The organism is Mesorhizobium sp. B2-4-12, from assembly GCF_006441575.1.
Lineage (GTDB): Bacteria > Pseudomonadota > Alphaproteobacteria > Rhizobiales > Rhizobiaceae > Mesorhizobium.
Map to the genome: position 1 here is coordinate 26,347 of NZ_VFVC01000022.1, position 20,937 is coordinate 47,283.

The following is a 20,937-nucleotide window of genomic DNA, read 5'->3' on the forward strand; positions in this document are numbered from 1 at the left end:
GACGTTTGCGCTGCTGCATGCAACATGCCGGGTCCGTCGATTTTCCGTAATTCGAATAATATCGAGCGATGACTTCGATCCGCTCGATAAGCTGAGCGCTACGAAGCGGTCACGCCGCCTGCCGCTTCAGGGGCTCAGGCCGCTCTGCCACGGCGCCAAAATAAGACGCTGAGGTCTCCCTGTGGACGTGAGATTCGAGGCCGAAGCACGTCACATGCCGGCGGCGTCAATCACCAAACAGCTTTCAGCCTATAGGCGCTATTCCGCGGGCGGGGATCGAAGCAAAGCGATCAGAGCGAGGCAGCCGACCGTGGAAAATCCGATCACGACAAAGCCGTCGATATAAGACAGCAGGTTGGATTGCGTTTGCACGACGCGTGCAAGAAGAGCCGCGGCCCGCGAATTGGCTTCAGCCGGCCCCACCGACCGGGCGGTGACCGCGGCCCTGTATTGGTCGAGCCGTTGGTCGGTGAGGTAGGAGCCAGCGGCTACGTGGAGGCCAATCAGGTTCGAATGGAACTGCTCGCGCACCCTGAGGAACGTTCCAATGAAGGCAACGCCGAGCTCCCCACCGAAGAGCCGGAACGTTTGCAGGAAAGCGCCGAAAGTAAAGGCGTCGCCGCGATAAATGTGTCTGGTGGCGAACCAGATCAGGGATATGAAACCAAGCGACTGGCCAATTGCCTGCACGATCTGGGACGGGAGGAAGTCGTCGCTTGCCCAATCCTGCGTGAGGCCAGTGGCCATGAAACACGCCACGCCGATCAGCACGAAACCCGCCGCGAGGGGAAGCCGGGCGTCGACATGCTTAAGCAGTTTGCCGACCAAGGGGGCAAGCACAAGCTGAGGGGCCGCGATCCATAACAGCACGTCGCCCGTCTGAAGCGATTTGAAGCCCTGCACCGTCGCCAGATATTGCGGAATGATCAGCGCCGTCGAAAGCAGGACAAACCTGAACGCGATCAAAAGCGCGGCCAGGATCGGAATGTTCCCGGATATGACGAAGCGCAGATTGATCAGCGGCTGATCATGGCGAAGCTCATGGATGACGAAGGCGATGACCAGCAGAAATCCGGCCAGGAGGAGCCCGCAAATCAGTCCCGAGTTCAGCCAATCGAGCCGGTTGCCTTGATCGAGCGCGGCATAGAGCAAGCTGAATCCGACACTGCAATAGCCAAGGCCGAACCAGTCGGCTCCGCGCAGGTAGTCGCGATTGATCGGCTCCCGTGGAATGCCAAACCAGACGCATAGCATCATCAGCGGCGTGGCTATGGCGTTCTGCCAGAATATCCACCGCCATGACAGATTCTCGATAAACCAGCCCTCGATCGAGGCTGAAATGTTCAGCGATAATTCGGTGTTCATCGCATAGGCGGCAATGCCGTAGACCGCCAGGTGCGCCGGCAGATTGCGCAGAACGAAGCTGAGCGTCAGTGGAATGAATGTTCCCGAAGCCAGTCCACCCAGAAAATAGAACGTGAGGAAGATGGGCAGGTTCGTGGCGTAAGGAATGAACACCGACAGGAGGGTAAAGACCGCGGTGGCCCCGAGAAGGACGCGCCGCACCCCGAAAGTGCCGCCGAGCCATACCGCGACCGGCCCCATCATCATCTGGCCGACGGTCAGCGCGGTGCTGATCCACGCGCCTTCGTCAACACCGGCGTGGAGGGCACCGCGAATGTCGGCAAGCCCGAAGGTTGTGATACGCCCGGCAAGCGTGGAAATAATCGAGCCGATCAGCACAGCGGGGATACCGATATAAGGCCGGGTGCAAACAGCCGGAGTGGACGATGCATTCCCGTGGGGTGCGAGAGACGGTGAGGTCGAGACCGATCGTGACAAGCCGAAGCTGACGTCCGTCATGGCAGGCCGTCCGCCGCTGCCCGGCCGCCTTCGCTTGTGCCGCCCGTGTCGACAGTCGCGGTCACCGACATCCCCGGACGCAGGAGTTCGAGCTGCGAACTGTCGTGATCGAGGACAATTTTCACCGGAATGCGCTGCACCACCTTGGTGAAATTGCCTGTCGCGTTGTCGGGTGGCAGCAGGCTGAATCTCGATCCGGTGGCGGGTGACCAGCTGTCGACACGGCCCTTTAGAACGACGCCGGGCACGCTGTCGATTGTCACCATTGCCAGCTGCCCGGCGCGGACACGCGTCAATTGCGTCTCCTTGTAGTTCGCCACCACCCACAGGTCGGGAAGTGGCACTATCGAGATCACCTGGGTGCCGATACCGACATATTGTCCAGGCCTTACCTGGCGCAGGCCCACCATTCCGTCGACGGGTGCGAGTATCCTGGTATGACTAAGATTGAAGCGCGCCAGCGCCAAAGCGGCCTGCTGGGCTTTCAGGGTCGCCTCGGCCTGCTGTTGCTGCGTATCGAGCACCTTCAACTGCTGGCGCTGTTGATCGAACTGCGCGTGGTTGAGATCAAGCGTCGCCGTGGCCCGGCTGTAGCTGTTCATCGCCTGCTCCGCGGCTTGATGCGAGACGGCGTCCGTGGTGAGAAGAGACTGATAGCGCTTCGAATCCCGCTCGTAGCGCCACACATCCGATTCTGTTGCGGCGATGGTGGCTTCCGCCTGACGAATGAAGGCCTGTTGCAGGATCTTCTGATTTTCGATGTTGGCGATCGCCGCCTTGCCGGCCTCGACATTCGCTTCGGACTGATCCACCAGCGCGCTGTAGTCATCGTCTTCGATCTGGACGAGAAGGTCGCCCGCCTTCACGCGCTGGAAATCCTTGACCGCAACCGAGCGCACATAGCCGCTCACCCTGGCCGCAAGCGGCGTTATGTCCGATTCAAGATACGCGTCGTCGGTGCTCTGTGTCCTGGCGGAGCCGGTCCAGGCGTTCCAATTCATGGTGAAAAGGAACACCAGGCCTGCGGCCAGCAAGAGGACGGCAATGCGAAGGGGCAGAGTTTTGCTGCTGGCAGGCATTGGCAAGTGGACCATCACCACATTTTCAGGATGATGAACTGATCATTGGTCGAGTCGGTCTTCTCGTGCAGTTTGGCGACTTGCGCGGCAGTGACCGCCGGCACGTGATTGCCCCAGCCATTGCGGACGAAGGCAAGCACGTCTGTTGACCCCGGGGAAATGCCTCTCCGCTCGGGTCGAGGCGGCATGGAGTGGAAATGAGAGGACGGCCTCAGAGCACCGAAAGAAGCCCTCCGTCCACGAAAAGCGCAATGCCGGTGATGTAGCTCGACAGATCCGAGCCCAGGAAGGCGACAGCGTCACCGATCTCGGAGGGTTGACCAAGGCGGCGCAGCGGGGTGCGTTTGCGAAAGCCTTCGGCCGCTTCTGCAATGCCAGGGCTCGTTCGCAGCAGCACCGTGTCGATGGTCCCCGGCGCCACAGCGTTCACGCGGATACCATCGGGGCCGAGCGCATCCGCCAGGGATTTCGCCATCAGGACGACACCACCCTTGCTGGTGGAATACGCGACGGTGATCCCGGCCCCGTTGATTCCGCCCATGCTGGCCATCAGCACGATGCTACCGCGCTTGCCCTTGGCCTTCATCTGACGCGCTGCTGCTTGCGATCCAAACAGCACGCCGTCGAGATTCACCGACATCAGCCGTCGGTAGTCATCCTCCGCCACGTCGGGTCCGTCTGCCTTCAGCGTGATTCCCGCGTTGGCGACCATGACGTCAACGCCGCCGAACGTACCGGCCGCGTCAAGCAACGCATCATTGTCTGCCCGCTTGCTGACGTCGGCTTTCACGAAAAGACTGGACACGCCCAGCTTTTCGATCTCGACCGCGGTTGGCGCGCCACCCTCGCGTGGTGTCTCGGTTACATCGGAGACAATCACGGCCTTTGCGCCGTGTTCTGCCGCCTTGAGGGCAATTGCTCGGCCAATGCCGCTTGAGGCGCCGGTGACGACAACCACCTTGCCCTTCAATATGTCGCTCATACAATTCTCCTGGGTTCCTTGCTTGATAGCCGTTGACTTGCCTTGGAATGCCTTGAAGGCATTGGCTTCCGGATTGGCGGTGAGCTGCTCCTGGAATTTCGCAAATCCGCAACTTCCCAGTGCTCGGCGAGCTTGCCGTCTGCGATTTGGTAGAATTGAAACGCCGCGAAATCGAAGCGGTTACCCGTCGCTTTATACTCGCCGAAATCGTTCACTTGAGTGCCGCTGACCCAGTTCATCACCGCCGCCCGATGAACTTCCAGACGATTGTCGGCTCAGATGAGATACCGAGGATGACGCTCGGATATCTCCAGGATTGTCACAGTCGTCGCTCGCGAACAGCCAGATGAGGTCGCGAGCGACGTTCGACGCCGCATGGCTGCTTGCCGAGCGTGGCGCTCATGTCGCGGTGGGTGTGGATTCATCGCAAGGCACAAATCCGAAGTTCACCCACCCATCGACCCAGATGCTCCCGCCAATTTCTGCAGCTCGGACCCATACCACGCAGAGATGGCGCGGTACTCAGTTCCCTGAGGGGTCTTCCAATCGCGAAACCACTCATCAATCATTGCCCGCGAGGTGTTAGGTATAGCGCCGGCCTGAATTAGACGTCTTATGGCAGTCTCATGAGCTACCTGGGAAAGGCCGCCCACGGCGTCCACGATGAACATCGCCTCATAGCCATCGCGGAGGGCATCGATGATTTGATATGCGAGACAGATTTCCGTCCAGAGTGCTGCGAAGACCAAGCGCTTCCGGCCTGTTTTTTCGACGGCGGAGCGAATATTGACGTCTTCCCACGCGTCCATAGTCGAACGATCGATAGCAGTTGTTCCGGGTAACTCGTCCGCGATGGCCTGAACCGTGGGGCTGTTTACTTTGCCGCCAACTCCCACAGTACTTAGAATTACCGGTACGCCAAATGCCTTCGCGGCCCTGATCAGGAATCTGACATTCAGTTCGATAAGCGCCGAACTCGTTTCAGATCGGACAGCTCTGAGCATTTCGGGTTGGTAGTCAACCAGCAACAGGGCACATTCAGCAAACTTCCATACTCCTTTTGAAGGAGGTTCCTGTGCCTGAGCAAAGGAGGCGGAACTGAGTGATGCTCCAACTGTGACCAGCGATGCTCCAGCCATGGCCCCGGCGCCGCGGAGGATTTCTCGCCTGCTCGTCGACTTGGACATGACGTCATTTTCGTTCATCGATGCGCTCCACAGGGGGATCGGATCATGACCTTGCTCCGGTGTTGGTTGCATCTCTAGGATTTGCCGCAGTTATCGCTCGCGAACAGCCAGATAAGGTCGCGAGCGACGTTCGACGTAATCGACAAGCCATCCGCTCAGGCGATCGATGCTTCCGCCCGCCACCACGATGCGGCGTCCGCTACGCGAACTATTCGAGTTGATCGAACTCGCATGTCAAAACTATGCGGCTGTTCCAGAGCGCCGGCTGCTGACATTCACTCTCCATCCGGCGCGCCATCGTGGCTGCGACCGTCAGGAGGAGGATGGCTCATGGTCGACCCCGCAACGCCCGCGATACCAATGCGCGTCGGCAAATCCGAACGAAATGGGATGACCGACATCGCAGCGCTGATTGGCCGGATTTTTATCAGCGGCGTTTTCATCATCTCGGGCATCGGCAAGATTGGCGCGCCGACTGCAACCATGGCCTTCATCAGTTCCGTCGGTCTGCCGTTTCCGCAGTTGGGGCTAACGATAGGGATCTTGGTCGAGACAGTCGTTACGGCGGCATTTTTGGTCGGCTACCGCACGCGTATGATGGCCGCAATTATTGTAGTCTATTGCTTCGCCACCGCCATCTTCTTCCATAACGCCTGGTCTGATGTGAATCAGTTGATGCATTTTTGGAAAAACATGACCATGGCCGGCGGTTTGATGCAGGTCATAGCCTTCGGCGCGGGTCGCTATAGCCTCGATGCATTTCGCACCTAGAAGTTTGGCGGCGCGACCGGTTCGCCGAACTCAATCGAGGCGAGCCACCTTTGAGGAGGCTAGTTGTTTAGTCACTGCACCCCATGTCGTCGCGAGTATGCTCGTGTCGTAAAACGATGGGAGCGGCGGCGTCAGTCGATGCAAAGGCCGGCAAAGTGCCACCATTCATGCCATGCGATTGGCGCACGAACTGATTGATCAGGAACGACGCGGCGGGACCAGGAGGCATGTCCGTTCGGTGAATCGCAAAGAAGCGATAATGGCCGCCTTTGAAATCCGGCATGTCCAGCAGCACGAGCCTGCCGGAGGCGAGGTCCTCAACGATCATCGGTTCTGGCATCGTACCCCAGCCAATGCCTTCGCGAAGCAGCATGTGTTTGGTGGCAAGATCCGCTACACGCCAAGTTTGGGTGGCTATGACGCCGAGATCCGAACCTGCGGTCAGCGGCGAGCGATCGGTAAGGACCAACTGAACATGATGGCGCCCGGCGCCGACTGCGTTGACGCCCAGTGCCAGCGGATGAGAGGGCGCGGCGACCGGAACAAGGTGAACACAGCCGACACCGATGCGCTCCAGGCCGTCGATTTCGACGTCGGGAGGGCCGCGAACGCCGATCATCGAAGTCCGATCGAGGACGAGTTGGGTCACGGCGCCAAGAGCCTCGGCTCTCAGCCGGAGCGGGACCGTGGGGAACTCATCGTGGAAATTCCTCAGGGCTTCAACCACGCGGGCGGCGGGTAGCATCACGTCCAGGGCGACGTGAACTTCTGATTCGATGCCTTGATGAAGGCCCTTGGCCTTCGCGCGTAATCGGTTGAAGCCCAATGCCACGTCGCGGGCCGCCGTCAGCAACGCGCGGCCATCGCTGGTGAGCTGGGGGCGGCGGGTGGAATCTCGCTCGAAAAGCATGACGCCCAGTTGCGCCTCCAGATTGGTGATTGTGTAACTGATGACGGACGTCGCCCGGTTTAGCTGCCGCGCTGCTCCGGCGAAACTGCCCACGTCGACAACCGCGAGAAACACCCGCAATTGGTCGAAAGTAGGCGTCCCCGGATCAGACATGTCGATTTCCTCCCAACGCACGAATGAGCATTTGCTAATCAATCGGGCAAATACTCGCATTTTGGCGTACAGAGTCAACCGGGCCTGGTTTGCAGGGTCCATAACAAAGCTCGATAAGGAAATGACGAAATGACGCAAGCAATGTCGGGTCCGGCGCGATTGGCCGCGCCCTCGCAATTCAGTTCGCCAAGCACCGAATCGAGGTCATGCTGGCCAACAGCCGCCGCCCCTCCACCCTGACGGATTTGGCCGGCACGAGCGTCAGGCCAGTTGCAGCGAGCGAGGCGATTTCCGCGGGCGTAGTCTTGGCCATTCCGTTTGGGGCAATTCCGCTTGTCACGCAGGGCGGGACTGCGAACGGCGTCGACTGGAGTGGGCGATTGGATCGAGGCCAGCAACGCGGTCGCGAGGTGCCAGCGTTCAAGCCCGCTGACCTACCTCGGGGACGCCTCTGTCCTCGACATCCTGGTTGAAGGGCGGCACCTCCCCCAGGCGGTTCCAGTAACGAGCGGGCTGTGACCGTCTGGGAGTTGGTCCTCGTCTCCCAGCCGGCTGGGAGAATATGCAAAGGCAATATGGACTTACCCGAAACGCGAATTCCATCGATTCAGGGCCGCGCGCCGATCAAGACGGAATTGGCGTCCGAGTGCCGTATCGCCCATTAGGTCGAACCCGTGAACGGCCCCGGGATAGACATGGCATTCTACGGATACTCCCGCTCGCGAAGCGCGCATGACGAAGTTCACACCCTCTTCAAGGAAGAGATCCAGGGCGCCGATGGCCAGGAACAGGGGCGGGAAGTCGTCAAGACTTCTGGTCAGGCTCGGAGAAAAATAGCCCACCCGATCGTCATCTGCCGAATAGGCTCCTTTCATAGCCGACCACCCGAAGCGATTGTCTTGCGCTGTCCAGACAAATCCGCCGGTCGTCGGATTGGGCTGAACGTCGTGGTCGGACCCCGTCCGACAATCAAGCATCGGATAGATCAGCATGGCGCCTGCCGGTAGAAACTCCTTTCGATCGCGTGCCAGAAGTGTCGTCGCTGCGGCCAGTCCCCCGCCAGCGCTGTCTCCCATGATAGTGATCCGTCGCGGGTCCACGCCGAGCGAAGCTGAATTTTCGAAGAGCCAGCGAAGCCCGGCATAGCAATCCTCGATCGGGCCGGGGAATGGCGTCTCTGGTGCCAGCCTGTACTCCACCGACACCACAACCACCGTATTCTCTATCGCCATTTGCCAATTCAGACCGTCGATCGAGGCCGCGGAACCTAAGACATAACCGCCGCCATGAATGTTCAGGATTGCTGGCTTTTGTCCCGCACCAGGCGGCGCATAAATGCGCAGTTGAACAGGAGGCGCTCCGTTCATGCCCGCGGTGACAGCGAGCCGAGGCTGCTCGAGCGCCATGCCCTGTTGCTCGAAGTACTGTTGCGCGGTTGCTCGCGCGTCTGCGAGACTGGCGGCGCTAAGACCGACGCTGGGCCCATTTGCGAGAAACGGACGCAGTTCAGGGTCAACCAGACTCTCTCCGTTCATGTTCAAAAAACCTCTCACTAAGAGGCGCAATGGTAACGTCGCCAATCGCTTCAGCCAGCCCGATAGCATCGAACGCCGTGTTCCATGCTTCCGGCATGTGAGTTGCTTCGCCTTCGAATTCCTGCGGCCGCAGCGGCGAAATCGAGCGACCGACCACCTTTGAACCGCAGATGGGACGGGATTCGCCGCTTCGCTACATGCCTACCGGATAGAACGTCGTCATCGACGGAATCTGGCTGGCATGGGAGGCCTCATCCAAGTCAGTGTCGATCAAGATCCGGCAGCCGAAAGGTAAGATCAGAGGATAGGTAACGGCGGTTTCGTGTGACCTTTGCTGACCGTTCCAGATCGCAGTCGAGGGATTTGACCATGATGGATGATTTCGATGGCAAAGTGGTCTTGGTGACCGGTGCAGGCTCAGGCATCGGACGCGAAGCGGCGTTGGAGTTTGCTGCTCGTGGCGGCTTTGTTTTTGGCGCGGACCTGAACGAGCAAGGCCTTGCAGAGACCCGGCGCCTTATTTTGGGGGCAGGCGGCAGAGCGGAAGTCGGCCGCGTCGATGTATCCTCGGAGGATGATGTTTCGGCCTTTGTCGCGCGCATCGATGCTGAAGCGGGCCGTCTGGACGCCGCTTTCAACAATGCAGGAATTACCGGTGGCGCGCACCGGATCGAGGATTATCCCACGGATGACTTCGACCGCGTTCTACGGATCAACCTCCGAAGCGTCCTTCTCTGCATGAAGCATGAGCTACCGCTGCTGAAGCGGAGCGGCGGCGGTGTCATCTGCAATACGGCTTCGGTCGCCGCGCTTACCGGCCCCGGCGGAATGTGCGCCTACGCAGCATCAAAACACGGCATTCATGGGCTGACACGAGTCGCGGCGATGGAGAACGCCGCACATGGAATTCGAGTGAATGCCCTCGCGCCGGGTTGGACCGAGACGCCGATGGTCATCACCGCAAGTGCTCAGAATCCATCCTTCGCTGCGCAGACGACCAACGCGATTCCCGCCAAGCGAGGCGGTAAGCCAAGCGAAATCGCACAAGCCGCCGTTTGGTTGTGCTCAAGTGCGTCAAGCTACGTATTCGGGCAAATGTTGATCGTTGATGGAGGCATGACCATCGGTGGATTCGAGTTCTAATCTCGAAACTTTGCTCCTTCGAGAATGACACCGAAAAAAGGAGACTGGATGATGCGCGCTGACGTCCACTGTCTCTCGGTTGAGCCGGAGGGCATGACAGACCTGTCTCGGGATTATCAGTCGCTTCTCATAACGACGGGCGGAGACGTCGTTTTGGTGGACGCCCCCGAGCCGCTTGTTCAGGACATCGAGCCCGCCGCAAGTGACGTGACGGACGAGCCGATAAGACACTGATCTACTCTCACGGGCGCCAGTCGGCGCAGTGCGCATAGGAGGCGATGAGTTCGCGGATGCGAGGCGATCTGCGTTTTTTGGGTAATACAAATTGAAAATTTCGCCCTCATGTTTCACAACAGGCCGGTAGACCGGGGATGGTTTTGCAGCCTGCGGGTCGCTCACGGTCCTCGACGCGAGAATTCTAGAGACGTTCAACAATGACCCAGCACGCACAAAACGCTCGAATTCTCATGTACAGCCACGATACGTTCGGGCTCGGCCACTTGCAGCGCTGCCGAACGATCGCGCATTCGCTGGTCGAGGATTTCCGCGGACTTCAGGTGCTTATCATTTCGGGTGCGACTATCGCCGGCGCCTTCGACTACCGCGCCCGTGTCGACTTCGTGAAGATCCCCAGCGTCATCAAACTCCGCAACGGCGAATACACCTCGCTGGAAAAGGATATCGATCTGCATGAGACGCTAAGGATGCGCCAGTCGATCATCCGCCACACAGCCGAGACCTTCCGGCCGGACATCTTCATCGTCGACAAGGAACCGCTCGGCCTGCGCGGCGAGATCGAGGACACGCTGTCCTACCTCAAGACGCGGGGCACCACGCTCGTGCTTGGCCTGCGCGAGGTGATGGATGCGCCGCATCTGCTCGAGGCGGAGTGGGCGCGCAGGGATGTGATGCGCAAGATAGGCCTGTTCTACGACAAGGTCTGGGCCTATGGTCCGCCGGATTTCTATGATCCGCTGACCGGCCTGGACGTGCCGCCGGCTGTCAGGGCAAAGATGAGCTTCGTCGGTTTCCTGCAGCGGAGCCTGCCGCGGAACGAGTTACCCGGCCACCGGCCCGAGGGCGACTATATCCTCGTCACCACCGGTGGCGGTGGTGACGGCGCCGAACTGATCCACGACGTCATCGATGCCTACCAGCAGGATCCGCAATTGCAGCACAGGGCGCTGATCGTGCTTGGCCCCTACATGCCGGCGCGCAAGCGCAACAAACTGCTCAAGAAGGGGTCCAGGATCCCCTACATCAAGATCATCGAGTTCGACAACCGCATGGAAGACTTGATTGCCGGTGCCAAGGCGGTCGTGGCGATGGGCGGTTATAACACCTATTGCGAGATCCTGTCTTTCGACAAGCCGGCGCTGATCGTGCCGCGCGTCGAGCCCCGTGAGGAACAACTGATCCGCGCTCGGCGCGCGGCCGAACTCGGCCTCATCGAGATGCTCTTGCCGGAAGAAGCCAAGGATTCCCAGCGGTTTGCCGATGCACTGATGGTGCTGCCGGACCGGCCCCGCCCATCACAGAGCAATCCGCATCTGACACTGGAAGGGCTGCCCCATATTTCCGCAATCGTCGCGGAACTGCTCGACCGGCGGGCCGGCCATCACCTTTCGGTCATTGAAGGAATGAACTGAGTTGCGATATCGCAAGATCGTCGTGGTTCTGAAGGGCTATCCGCGGCTGTCTGAAACCTTCATCGCGCAGGAACTGCTCGGTCTGGAGCGTGCGGGGTTCGACCTGATACTCGTCGCGCTCAGGCGGCCGACCGACGCAAAACGCCACCCCGTGCATGACGAGATCAAAGCGCCCGTCCATTATCTGCCGGAATATCTGCATGAAGAGCCACTGCGTGTGGCCCGCTCGCTGTTCGCCCATCTGCTGCGGCCGGGCTTCTGGCGCGCGCTCGGATCGCTAGCCACCGATATCCGCCACGACTTTACGCGCAACCGCGCGCGCCGCTTCGGGCAAGCGCTCGTTCTAGCGGCCGAATGGCCGGAAGACGCGGAATGGTTGCATGCGCATTTCGCGCACACGCCGGCATCGGTGACGCGCTATGCCAGCCAGCTTCGCAGCCTGCCATGGAGCTGCTCAGCCCATGCCAAGGACATCTGGACTTCGGCGGACTGGGATCTGGCTGGCAAGCTTTCCTCGGCGCGCTGGACGGTCACCTGCACGAAAACCGGTTTTGACCGTCTGAAAGAACTCGCTAACGGCAAATCGTCGGTGCATCTGAGCTACCATGGGCTCGACCTTGATCGCTTCGGCAGTTTCGGCGAAGCGCGAAAACAGTATGACGGCTCGGCGCCGGACGAACCCGTCATCATTCTGAGTGTCGGGCGCGCCGTTGAAAAGAAAGGTTACGACACCTTGCTGGAGGCTCTTGCTCTCTTGCCTGGCGATTTGTCGTGGCGTTTCGAGCATATCGGCAACGGCGAGGAACTGGAACGGCTCAGGGCGCTGTCGCAGAAGCTCGGACTGGATGGTCGGATCTCCTGGAAAGGCGCGCTTGCGCAGGAGGAGGTGCTCGAGCACTACCGCCGTGCCGACATCTTCGCCCTGGCTTGCAGGATCACCGCAAACGGCGACCGGGACGGTCTGCCGAACGTTCTGGTGGAGGCGGCCAGCCAGGGGCTTGCCTGCGTGTCGACCGATATTTCCGGCGTGCCGGAGCTTTTATCGCCTGACGAAACCGGGCTGCTGGTTCCGACGGAAGATCCAATTGCCCTGGCAAAGGCGCTGGAGCGCCTGATCCGTGATCCCGTGCTGCGCGCCCGCCTCGGCGACGCCGCGGAGCGGCGCGTGCGCGGCAATTTCGATCATATGGCAAGCATTGGACAGCTCAAGGAACTGTTCGAGCGTGAGTGGCGGGCCGCCGATTGAAGCGCGTCTTCCTTTATGTCCAGCACCTGCTCGGTATCGGCCATCTCGCGCGCTCCAGCCGCATCGCGGCGGCTCTGGTCGATGATGGGTTCGACGTAACCGTCGTGACTGGCGGAGCGCCGATCGCGGGGTTTCCGGGACCGGGGATAAAATCTGTAACCCTGCCACCTGTCACCTCCGGTGATAAAGGATTTTCCGGACTGGTCGACCTGCAGGGCAAACCCATCGACGATGATCTCAAGAAGCGGCGTTCAGAGATGCTGCTGCAGGCATTCCGGGATTGCAGGCCTGATATCGTCATTGTCGAGGCGTTTCCCTTTGGACGCCGTCAGATGCGTTTCGAACTCTTGCCGCTGATCGAGGCCATCGTCGCGACGTCGCCCAGACCGTTGCTGGCGACGTCCGTCCGTGACATCCTTCAGGAGCGCGTCAAGCCTGGCCGAAACGAGGAGACAGTCGATCTCGTCAACAGCCATTTCGACCTTGTCATGATCCACGGCGATCCGGCTTTCGCAACCCTCGACAAGACATTTCCGCTGGCTGGGGCGATCAGGGCCGAAGTGGCTTACACAGGGCTCGTCGCCGCGCCGCCGTCGCCCGCGGCCTCCGAGCGCTTCGATATTGTGGTGTCGGTTGGCGGCGGGGCTGCCGGAAAGAGCCTTGTCAGATCCACCGTCGCAGCGGCGCGGAATGCCGAGGACGGTTGGAAATGGTGCCTGATCACCGGCCCAAACCTGCCGAAAGACGAATTCGACGCGATCGCACGCGATGTCACGCCGGACTTGTCCATCTTCCGGTTCCGCGAGGATTTCGCCAGCCTGCTAACCGGCGCCCGCCTGTCAGTCTCGCAGGCGGGTTACAACACGGTCTGCGATGTCCTGCGCGCGGGTTGTCGCTCCCTGCTCGTTCCGTTTGCAGCCGGCGGTGAAACCGAGCAGACGGTTCGCGCCCTGATGCTCGAAGAACTCGGCCTTGCGACGGTGCTGATGGAAAAGGACCTAACGCCTGAAGGTTTGGCGCAAGCGATCGAACAGGCGCTCTTGGCACCGACGCCAACCGCGCATCGTCTCGATCTCGAAGGGGCGCGTCACTCGGCGCAAATCCTGCGCGAGCGGTATCGAACATGGTCCCTGAAAATGGAGCCTGGTTTCGGAAAAGTACACGATGAAACAGGCGATTGGTCCTGACGCGCGTCGCGTGAGATTCGTGCGACGCGCCTCAAGCCCTTGTTTTTATGCGGGTCGTCCCAAAACCGCCACGCACTCTTGGGCGAAATGCATTACATTTTAAACCGTTCCAATCAGCATGAAGCGCGTATAATTTTTTGTCGGTAGTTCGCCGGCGAACCGCACCTCCCGCAGCGCCGCCATTGCTGCGAAGGCTGCAAGTGAAGCCACGCAGTTGATGTGCGTAGGCTCGCTGAAATAATCGTTGGATTGCAGCAGCACATTCGTACCCCGCGGAAGCAGGGTAAGCCATGCGCGCAGATCGGCTATGTGTTCGCAGCTGGTGTTGACTATCAGGTCGGCCTCCCCGGCCGCATAGTCGAGGGCGTACATATCCGCCGTCAACGCCTGGAAACGGTCGCCGGCATCCCGGTTGAGGGTCCGGGCGACTGAAGCGACTTCGGAATCGATGTCGATGCTATCGACCGCCGCGATGTCGAAACGGGCGTCGTTGAAAAGCATTGCCGGCAGTATGCCGTACCATCCACCCACGACCCATACGCGCCCAAACCGGCCACCGCAGCTTTCGAATAGCCTGTCGAGCGCCCACATCTTGCAGGCGACCTGCTTGTGGTTGAAGGCGTTGGCGATATCGGCGTTCGGATGCTTGGTGATGACGCGCGCCAGCCCTGCCACGAGAGGGTGGTTGACATAGGCGGCAATCCCCCGCGTGAGGTCCAGGGCCTGCTCGTGCCCGTCCATGCCGGCATTGCGTGGTTGCGTGACATCCATCATAGTTGTCTTCTATGTTGGGATTTGGGGCGACACAACGCAATCTTGCCTCCAGTAATGCTGTTTGGTTCGCGGACGTGACTGTGCCGCAAGCCGCTTCGCCCTTGGCCGGTGCCGGAGAGAGCCTGTTGCATCTGTTCGGACCATCGGCGTCCGCCGGCGGCAGGACAATCCCCGGGCCTCGCTTGGCGGCGAAGACATCGCCGATAACGCCGCTCGCCAACAGGTGCTTTTACATCCGTCCGTCCAACTGAAGGCCCACAGTCGCATATGGAACCCAGCCTAGCCCGCTATATCTGGACGCACACCAAGAAGCAGCAGGTCTGGATATTGATCATCGTCCTGCTTTCGATGATCCCGTATTTCATGTCCTTTGACTTGCCGAAGCTGATCGTCAACGGCCCGATCCAAGGTCGCGGCTTCGAGCAACCGGGCGCGACACGGTCATTCATGAGGCTACATTATAACCTGCCGTTCATTGGCGACGTTCAGTTCTTCTCCGGTTTTCAGCTCGACCGCAAGGAGACGCTGTTTGCCCTGAGCCTCGTGTTCCTCCTTCTGGTCATCATCAACGGCCTGTTCAAACTTTACATCAACACCTACAAGGGCCGCCTCGGCGAACGCATGCTGCGGCGTATCCGCTTCGATCTGGTCGATCTCGTGCTGCGGTTTCCGCCGCGTTACTTCAAGCGGGTGAAATCCGCCGAAGTGGCGACCATGGTGAAGGACGAGGTGGAGCCGCTGGGCGGCTTCATCGGCGACGCCTTCCTGCAGCCGGTACTGCTGGGCGGCCAGGCACTGACGGCCATGCTGTTCATCATGGTCCAGAACGCCTGGCTCGGAATGATAGCGGTCGTGATCGTGGTGATCCAGATCGTGCTCATCCCGCGAATGCGGCGGCGGCTGATCGTGCTCGGGCGCCGGCGACAGCTGACGGCGCGTGCGCTTTCGGGCCGGGTAGGCGAAATCGTCGACGGCATCGGCGCGGTTCATATCCACGACACATCAAACTACGAGCGCGCCGACATCGCTGCCCGGCTTGGGCTTATCTTCAAGATACGCTTCGATCTTTACCAATGGAAATTCATGGTGAAGTTCCTCAACAATATTCTCGCGCAGTTCACGCCCTTTCTGTTCTACATGATCGGCGGATATCTGGTGATCGAGGGGCGGCTGGATGTCGGCCAGCTCGTGGCGGTGATCAGCGCCTACAAGGACCTGCCCGGACCGATGAAGGAACTGATCGACTGGGATCAGGACCGGCAGGATGTCCAGGTCAAGTATCAGCAGGTCGTTGAACAGTTCACCGTCGAGGGTGTCATTGCGCCGAGAATCGAGGCATTGACGATCGAAGATCCACCTCCGATGACCAGCCCGCTGTCGGCGGTCAGTCTGTCCATGGCGGACGATGGCGGTGCAATGCTCCTCGACCGTATCTCGCTCCAGATCAACCCGGATGAGACGGTGGCGCTGGTCAGTACCGCAACGGGTGGGGCGGAGGCGCTGGCAGAAGCCTTCGCGCGGCTGGACTGGCCGGACGGCGGAAGGGTCGCCTCGGGCGCCGACGACCTGCTTGAACTCCCCGAAGCGGTGACCGGCCGGCGCATGTCCTATGCCTCGTCGGATGTTTTTCTGTTCCAGGCAAGCCTCCGCGACAACCTGCTCTACGGGTTGAAGCATGCGCCGCTGACATCGGTGACCTATGAGGGTACCGCGGCCGACCAGCGCCGCTGGGATATCGAGGAGGCGCGCCGGTCGGGCAATCCGGATATCGATATCCACAGCGACTGGATCGACTATGCTTCCGCCGGCGCCACCGGCCCGCACGACCTCTTTGAATCCGTGCGCCGGGTGCTCGACGCGGTTGTTCTGTCGCGCGACATTCTGGATCTTGGCTTGCGCTCTTCGGCCGACCTCACGCGTCACAAGGGGTTTGCCGGGCGGATCGTGGAACTGCGTGCGACGTTGCGAACCCGGCTGGAACGTGAAGGCCTGAGCGGCCTGGTGGTTCCTTTCGAACCGGGCGCCTACAACAAGGAAGCAACGATCGGTCAAAACCTGCTCTTCGGCGCCGCCGCCGGCCCCGAACTGGCCGACCGGGCTCTTGCGGCCAATCCGTATTTCGCTTCCGTGCTGAGGCAAGCCGGCCTCGACCGCACACTCTACGAAATGGGCATGGAGATCGCCGAGCAGGCGATCGAACTGTTTGCCGACCTGCCGCCCGATCACCAGTTCTTCCAGCAGCTCGCCTTCATGAGCGCCGAAGAGATACCCGCCTACGAAACCTTGCTGCAACGGCTCAAGAACCGTCCCTATGAGACGGTTTCGGAGGCCGACCGCGCCATGATCGTCACCCTGAGCTTTGCCTATATCGAGCCCCGGCACCGCTTCGGCCTGCTGAGCGACGAGATGATGAGCAAGATCGTCGCCGCGCGCAACCTGTTCTATGAAAACCTGCCGCCCGAGTTGCAAAATGCGGTCGAACGGTACGATCCTGCCAAATACATTGCCGCGGCTACCGTCATGGACAATGTCCTGTTCGGCCGTGTGGGCAACAATCATCCCGACGCGCCGGACCGCATACGCTCCATCGTCTATGACATTCTTGACGAACTGGGACTTTATGCCGAACTTTTGAATGTCGGCCTGGACTTCAACGTCGGCTCCGGCGGCAGGCGTCTGACCAGTGGCCAGCGACAAAAGCTCGACGTTGCCCGGGCCCTGCTCAAGCGTCCCGATTTTCTTATTCTCAACCGGCCGCTGTCGGCGCTCGACCAGCGTGTGCAGGACAAGGTGCTGCGAAACGTGATCGAGGAAGCCAGACGCGACGGCCGTTCGCCGGCAATCGTGTGCGTCGTGACGAATCCGGCAATGGCAACGATGTTCGATCGCGTCGTCGTGTTCGACTCGGGTCGTTTGGTGGAAGACGGAACTCACGAGACACTTTTGGCAGGAAACGGTATTTTCAAGGAGCTGCTGTCATAGAGCATTTGCACATTCATATCGTTCCGCCGGTGGGAACTTGCCGCAAGGTCAAGGGATTTAGGTTCTGGCCTGTCGGGCACGCCACCTCCGCAGGGTTGGTTTCGCAATGCGGAAACAGAATTGATTCCATCTGGGTGCCGGTTGATCTAGTCTCGCAGACGTGAATTTGGGAAGGTTGCGACGATGCTGCTCAAGGATGAGGTTGGGATGCTGCAACGCGTCCCCTTGTTCTCCGGCATAGAGCCGACAAAGCTCAAGCTGCTTGCGTTCACATCCGACCGCGTCAGCTACGGCGCCGGCCAGATCCTTTTCCGGCAGGGCGATGAAGGGGACGCCGCCTATGTCATCCTTTCAGGCCGGGCGGATATTCTGGTCGATTCCGACAGCGGGCCGATAAAGGTTGCCGAAATGGTGCCAAATTCGATTGTTGGCGAGATCGCCATATTGTGCAACAGTTCTCGCACTGCCACCGTCAGAGCCGCGAGTCCGCTGGAGGTCCTAAGAATCCGCAAGGATCATTTCCTGAGGCTTATGAAGGAGTACCCGGAAATGACCATCGAGATATTGCGGGTTCTTGCCGATCGCCTAAGCCATACGACCGCGGATCTGATCGACGCACGAAGCGCCAAGTAACGAGTGACGTGCGCTTAATCCTGGCCATCGAGACGGTACTGGCTGCCATCTGCGACTGGACTGCGAAGGGGTAGCATGGACGACGACGTTTTCCTGGTCAGGTTTTGGGGTGTGCGCGGCAGCATTGCGGTATCGGGGCCAGAATTCTCTCGCTATGGCGGCAATACGATCTGCGTTGAGATGCGATGCGGCAAGCATACGCTTCTGTTCGACGCGGGCTCCGGCCTGCGGCCTGCCGGCGGGGTACTTCGGGCGTCGGGCGTGACCGATTTCGACCTGTTCTTCACCCATTGCCACTACGATCACATCATCGGGCTGCCGGCTTTCAAGCCGATATACGACCCGAGCGTCAAGATTACGCTTTGGTCCGGACATCTCGCAGGACGCATGACGACCCGGCAGATGGTCGATGCGTTCATACGGCCGCCGTGGTTTCCGGTGAAGCTCGATATCTGCAAGGCAAGCCTCGACTGCCGCGATTTCGTATCCGGAGACGTGCTTAGGCCGCGCGAAGGGGTGGTGGTGCGGACCGGCAGTCTCACCCACCCGGGCGGCTGCATAGGCTACCGGGTCGAATGGGGCGGCCGCGTCGTGGCGATGATCACGGACACCGAGCATCAGCCGGACAAACTCGACCAGGCGGTGCTCGACCTGATCGAAAATGCCGACCTCGTCATTTACGATTGCACTTACACCGAGGAGGAAATGGAACGCCGCCGCGGCAACGGGCACTCGACATGGCAACAGGGCGTCAAGCTCTGCGAGGCGGCCGGTGCGCGGGGGCTTGCGTTGTTTCATCACGATCCGTCACGCACCGACGAGGAACTGGACGAGATGGAGAAACTGGCCAAGGACAGGTTTGCCGGCGCCTTTGCTGCGCGGGATGGCCAGACGCTTGAATTTCCAGTCTTATCGCACAACGGAAGCTGAGCTATTTTCCTTTGCCGGGGCCGCGCCCGATCAATGTGCTGATCGGAAGCCATGCACAGGCCTCGGCCTGTGCGGTGACTGCGAACAGCCGTTCGAGGAAAAGCCAGGCCGATTCATCATGGGCGAGATGGTGGGTAAGCAGGCCGACCGGTTCGCCGCCGTCGAATGCATGCTGCAATTGCGCGATGATAGCCTGAACCAATAGGCCATGATCGCGGCAACCGCGCGTGCCATGCCAATCCATGATGTCGACATTGCTGTTGACGACCGCCAGCGAAGCCGGCTTCGGCGGCCCATAGACCGACAATGCCGCAAATCCTATCGATCCAAGGTCGGATATCAAGCCGGCGTCGATCCTGTTCCAGGGTGGCACCAGCATCGGAACGGCACGCGCGCCATGCAGGCCGGTTACGCGCGACAGCCCGCGAGCCAGATCATCGAGCACCACCCCGCGTGGCCGATGTGGGCCGAGCTCCTGCTTTTTCTGATTCTCGGGCGCATGATTTCGGTGCGCCCAGCCATGGATGGCGACCGTGGCATGCGGCGTCTTGTCAAGCCGGCCGACAAGCTTCCCGTCGGTCAGGGCCGGAATGACGGCCAGGGTGACCGGAACCGCGAATTCACCGGTGAGGTCGAGCAGCCGATCAAGCGCGGGCGTCGGATCCACGGCGTCATCGTCGCGCAGCCACAACTCTACCTTACGGTCCGCCCGTTGCCGGGACGCCAGTTCTTCCACCAAGGGGTCCCAGATCGAATCGGACATCATGAAACCGGGATCCCCGCAAGAAGTTCGGCCAGACGCGCCGCCGCGGCACCGAGGGAGCGCTCTTCGAGGATGAAACGCCTGGCTTCCGTGGCCATGATGGTTCTTTCGTCGTTGCGGGTCAGGAGCCTTTCAATGGCGGAAGCGAACGCCTTCACATCGCCCGGCGGGATGAGAAATCCGGCCTGGCCATCCCGTACGACCTCCGGCACGCCGGCGATGTCCTGAGCCACCACCGGAAGGCCGGCGGCCTGTGCTTCAAGATAGGCAACGCCATAGGCCTCGCCGAAACCCGGCCAGACGTAAATTCCCCCACTGTAGAGGACATCCGGCACGGCGGCGGGCTCAATCGCGCCAAGCCATTCGATACGGTCGACGGGCAAGCCGGCGAATTGCGCTTTGACCTCTTCACGGGCAGGCCCGTCCCCGACGACCGATAGCGTCCAGGGCAGGTGGCCAATCGAACCGAGCGCTTGCGCCAGCATGCGATAGCTTTCGACTTTGTCGCCCGGGCGCATCATGGCGACGGTGACGAGGCGCGTCGGACAACCCCGTGCCGGCGCTTCCCGGAATACCGATGTGTCGATGAAGGGCGAAAGCATGCCGAGCGCGGCGCCGGGTATCGCATCTGCCAGTCCCTGACGGTCCCTTTGCGTGAAGCAGATGTTCAGCGCCGCCTGTTCGACGGCTCGCGCCACCAACGCTTGCGTGTCGGCCCACAAACCGGCGTTGCGCCGCCTCGAATAGGAAGCTTCCGCTGTCACATAAGGGACAGCAAGGGTCGACGCCAGCTCGGGCCCGATCAGGTCGGGCGCCTTGTAATAGGGATGATAGGAGAACCAGAGATCGGGCCTGCCGTCACGATCCCAAAGCTTTGTCAGCCGCACGGCTTCCTCTCGGGCCTCGATCTTGAACGCATCGAAACTTTTCGGCTCCGGTTCGCGTAGATAGAAGCGTAATTCGGATGCCAGTTCGACGGTATGCCCTCCATGCTCCAGCGCCTTGACCAGCGCCCGTGCCATCTGGCGGTCGCCGGATGCAACGGGATGATTGGGTGACTTCAGCGGCGCGTGGAAGGCAATTCGCATCGCCGGACCCTATCATCGGAAAGCCGGCGCAAGTCAATTTCGAAGCACGATCCACTTCACCT

Annotated in this window: 19 protein-coding genes; 8 read left to right on the forward strand and 11 right to left on the reverse strand. The window is 60.5% G+C overall.

All coding sequences use genetic code 11. The features are described 5' to 3' along the window. Positions 1–258 precede the first annotated feature (258 nt). The 6 genes from FJ934_RS15000 to FJ934_RS15020 form a co-directional block, all read right to left on the reverse strand. A complete protein-coding gene (locus FJ934_RS15000) occupies positions 259–1,863 on the reverse strand; it encodes an MFS transporter (protein ID WP_140610381.1) in 1,605 nt (534 codons plus the stop codon). Continuing rightward, positions 1,860–2,957 carry an HlyD family secretion protein gene (locus tag FJ934_RS15005; protein ID WP_140610382.1) on the reverse strand — a complete coding sequence of 366 codons (1,098 nt, stop codon included), beginning with the start codon at positions 2,955–2,957 and terminating at the stop codon, positions 1,860–1,862. The genes FJ934_RS15000 and FJ934_RS15005 overlap by 4 nt, the downstream gene beginning before the upstream one ends. Beyond that, complete coding sequence (locus FJ934_RS28670; RefSeq protein WP_281407612.1) at positions 2,957–3,082, reverse strand: hypothetical protein; 126 nt, start codon at positions 3,080–3,082, stop codon at positions 2,957–2,959. The genes FJ934_RS15005 and FJ934_RS28670 overlap by 1 nt, the downstream gene beginning before the upstream one ends. A 71-nt stretch (positions 3,083–3,153) precedes the next feature. After that, positions 3,154–3,924 carry an SDR family oxidoreductase gene (locus FJ934_RS15010; RefSeq protein ID WP_140610383.1) on the reverse strand — a complete coding sequence of 257 codons (771 nt, stop codon included), beginning with the start codon at positions 3,922–3,924 and terminating at the stop codon, positions 3,154–3,156. After that, complete coding sequence (locus FJ934_RS15015; protein WP_140610384.1) at positions 3,921–4,163, reverse strand: ester cyclase; 243 nt, start codon at positions 4,161–4,163, stop codon at positions 3,921–3,923. Before FJ934_RS15015 ends, FJ934_RS15010 begins: the two co-directional genes overlap by 4 nt. A gap of 207 nt (positions 4,164–4,370) precedes the next feature. Beyond that, on the reverse strand, positions 4,371–5,129 hold the full coding sequence (locus FJ934_RS15020) for an isochorismatase family protein (RefSeq protein WP_181165631.1): 759 nt from the start codon (positions 5,127–5,129) through the stop codon (positions 4,371–4,373). 312 nt (positions 5,130–5,441) lie between these two features. Between FJ934_RS15020 and FJ934_RS15025 the strand changes: the two genes are divergently transcribed. Further along, positions 5,442–5,882: a DoxX family protein gene (locus tag FJ934_RS15025; protein WP_210241962.1), complete on the forward strand. Its 441-nt coding sequence runs from the start codon at positions 5,442–5,444 to the stop codon at positions 5,880–5,882. 67 nt (positions 5,883–5,949) lie between these two features. Here FJ934_RS15025 and FJ934_RS15030 read toward each other — a convergent pair whose 3' ends face one another. Next, positions 5,950–6,945, reverse strand: a complete 996-nt coding sequence (locus FJ934_RS15030; protein ID WP_140610433.1) for a LysR family transcriptional regulator — start codon at positions 6,943–6,945, stop codon at positions 5,950–5,952. A 581-nt stretch (positions 6,946–7,526) separates the two neighbouring features. Next, complete coding sequence (locus FJ934_RS15040; protein ID WP_140610435.1) at positions 7,527–8,480, reverse strand: alpha/beta hydrolase; 954 nt, start codon at positions 8,478–8,480, stop codon at positions 7,527–7,529. Between the two features lie 369 nt (positions 8,481–8,849). Between FJ934_RS15040 and FJ934_RS15045 the strand changes: the two genes are divergently transcribed. The 4 genes from FJ934_RS15045 (at position 8,850) to FJ934_RS15060 (ending at position 13,705) form a co-directional block, all read left to right on the forward strand. Further along, positions 8,850–9,623, forward strand: coding sequence for an SDR family oxidoreductase (locus tag FJ934_RS15045; protein WP_140610386.1), 774 nt, complete (start codon positions 8,850–8,852; stop codon positions 9,621–9,623). Between the two features lie 434 nt (positions 9,624–10,057). Next, complete coding sequence (locus FJ934_RS15050; RefSeq protein WP_140610387.1) at positions 10,058–11,272, forward strand: glycosyltransferase family protein; 1,215 nt, start codon at positions 10,058–10,060, stop codon at positions 11,270–11,272. 1 nt (position 11,273) lies between these two features. After that, the gene (locus FJ934_RS15055) at positions 11,274–12,518 is read left to right on the forward strand and encodes a glycosyltransferase (protein ID WP_140610388.1); all 1,245 of its coding nucleotides are present in this window, start codon (positions 11,274–11,276) and stop codon (positions 12,516–12,518) included. Beyond that, complete coding sequence (locus FJ934_RS15060) at positions 12,515–13,705, forward strand: glycosyltransferase family protein (protein WP_246671518.1); 1,191 nt, start codon at positions 12,515–12,517, stop codon at positions 13,703–13,705. The genes FJ934_RS15055 and FJ934_RS15060 overlap by 4 nt, the downstream gene beginning before the upstream one ends. A gap of 99 nt (positions 13,706–13,804) precedes the next feature. On the opposite strand, the gene FJ934_RS15065 is transcribed toward FJ934_RS15060, so the two are convergent. Continuing rightward, positions 13,805–14,476: a class I SAM-dependent methyltransferase gene (locus tag FJ934_RS15065; protein WP_140610436.1), complete on the reverse strand. Its 672-nt coding sequence runs from the start codon at positions 14,474–14,476 to the stop codon at positions 13,805–13,807. Positions 14,477–14,746: 270 nt separating this feature from the next. Here FJ934_RS15065 and FJ934_RS15070 point away from each other — a divergent pair, with 270 nt between their 5' ends. From FJ934_RS15070 to FJ934_RS15080, 3 genes are all read left to right on the forward strand, one after another. Next, complete coding sequence (locus FJ934_RS15070) at positions 14,747–17,461, forward strand: ABC transporter ATP-binding protein (RefSeq protein ID WP_140610390.1); 2,715 nt, start codon at positions 14,747–14,749, stop codon at positions 17,459–17,461. Positions 17,462–17,644: 183 nt separating this feature from the next. Beyond that, entirely contained in the window at positions 17,645–18,094 is a 450-nt protein-coding gene (locus tag FJ934_RS15075) for a cyclic nucleotide-binding domain-containing protein (protein WP_140610391.1), read from the forward strand. Positions 18,095–18,169: 75 nt separating this feature from the next. Next, entirely contained in the window at positions 18,170–19,024 is an 855-nt protein-coding gene (locus tag FJ934_RS15080; RefSeq protein WP_140610392.1) for an MBL fold metallo-hydrolase, read from the forward strand. Position 19,025: 1 nt separating this feature from the next. Here the strand turns inward: FJ934_RS15080 and FJ934_RS15085 are convergent, their stop codons facing one another. Continuing rightward, the gene (locus FJ934_RS15085; RefSeq protein ID WP_140610393.1) at positions 19,026–19,790 is read right to left on the reverse strand and encodes a polysaccharide deacetylase family protein; all 765 of its coding nucleotides are present in this window, start codon (positions 19,788–19,790) and stop codon (positions 19,026–19,028) included. Continuing rightward, a complete protein-coding gene (locus tag FJ934_RS15090; protein ID WP_140610394.1) occupies positions 19,787–20,875 on the reverse strand; it encodes a glycosyltransferase family 4 protein in 1,089 nt (362 codons plus the stop codon). The genes FJ934_RS15085 and FJ934_RS15090 overlap by 4 nt, the downstream gene beginning before the upstream one ends. Positions 20,876–20,937: the final 62 nt, after the last annotated feature.

Coding starts and splice junctions, on each gene's coding strand:
- FJ934_RS15000 (WP_140610381.1), bottom strand. CDS start 1,863: ATGACGGACGTCAGCTTCGGCTTGTCACGATCGGTCTCGACCTCACCG.
- FJ934_RS15005 (WP_140610382.1), bottom strand. CDS start 2,957: ATGGTCCACTTGCCAATGCCTGCCAGCAGCAAAACTCTGCCCCTTCGC.
- FJ934_RS15010 (WP_140610383.1), bottom strand. CDS start 3,924: ATGAGCGACATATTGAAGGGCAAGGTGGTTGTCGTCACCGGCGCCTCA.
- FJ934_RS15015 (WP_140610384.1), bottom strand. CDS start 4,163: ATGAACTGGGTCAGCGGCACTCAAGTGAACGATTTCGGCGAGTATAAA.
- FJ934_RS15020 (WP_181165631.1), bottom strand. CDS start 5,129: ATGAACGAAAATGACGTCATGTCCAAGTCGACGAGCAGGCGAGAAATC.
- FJ934_RS15025 (WP_210241962.1), top strand. CDS start 5,442: ATGGTCGACCCCGCAACGCCCGCGATACCAATGCGCGTCGGCAAATCC.
- FJ934_RS15030 (WP_140610433.1), bottom strand. CDS start 6,945: ATGTCTGATCCGGGGACGCCTACTTTCGACCAATTGCGGGTGTTTCTC.
- FJ934_RS15040 (WP_140610435.1), bottom strand. CDS start 8,480: ATGAACGGAGAGAGTCTGGTTGACCCTGAACTGCGTCCGTTTCTCGCA.
- FJ934_RS15045 (WP_140610386.1), top strand. CDS start 8,850: ATGATGGATGATTTCGATGGCAAAGTGGTCTTGGTGACCGGTGCAGGC.
- FJ934_RS15050 (WP_140610387.1), top strand. CDS start 10,058: ATGACCCAGCACGCACAAAACGCTCGAATTCTCATGTACAGCCACGAT.
- FJ934_RS15065 (WP_140610436.1), bottom strand. CDS start 14,476: ATGGATGTCACGCAACCACGCAATGCCGGCATGGACGGGCACGAGCAG.
- FJ934_RS15070 (WP_140610390.1), top strand. CDS start 14,747: ATGGAACCCAGCCTAGCCCGCTATATCTGGACGCACACCAAGAAGCAG.
- FJ934_RS15075 (WP_140610391.1), top strand. CDS start 17,645: ATGCTGCTCAAGGATGAGGTTGGGATGCTGCAACGCGTCCCCTTGTTC.
- FJ934_RS15080 (WP_140610392.1), top strand. CDS start 18,170: ATGGACGACGACGTTTTCCTGGTCAGGTTTTGGGGTGTGCGCGGCAGC.
- FJ934_RS15085 (WP_140610393.1), bottom strand. CDS start 19,790: ATGATGTCCGATTCGATCTGGGACCCCTTGGTGGAAGAACTGGCGTCC.
- FJ934_RS15090 (WP_140610394.1), bottom strand. CDS start 20,875: ATGCGAATTGCCTTCCACGCGCCGCTGAAGTCACCCAATCATCCCGTT.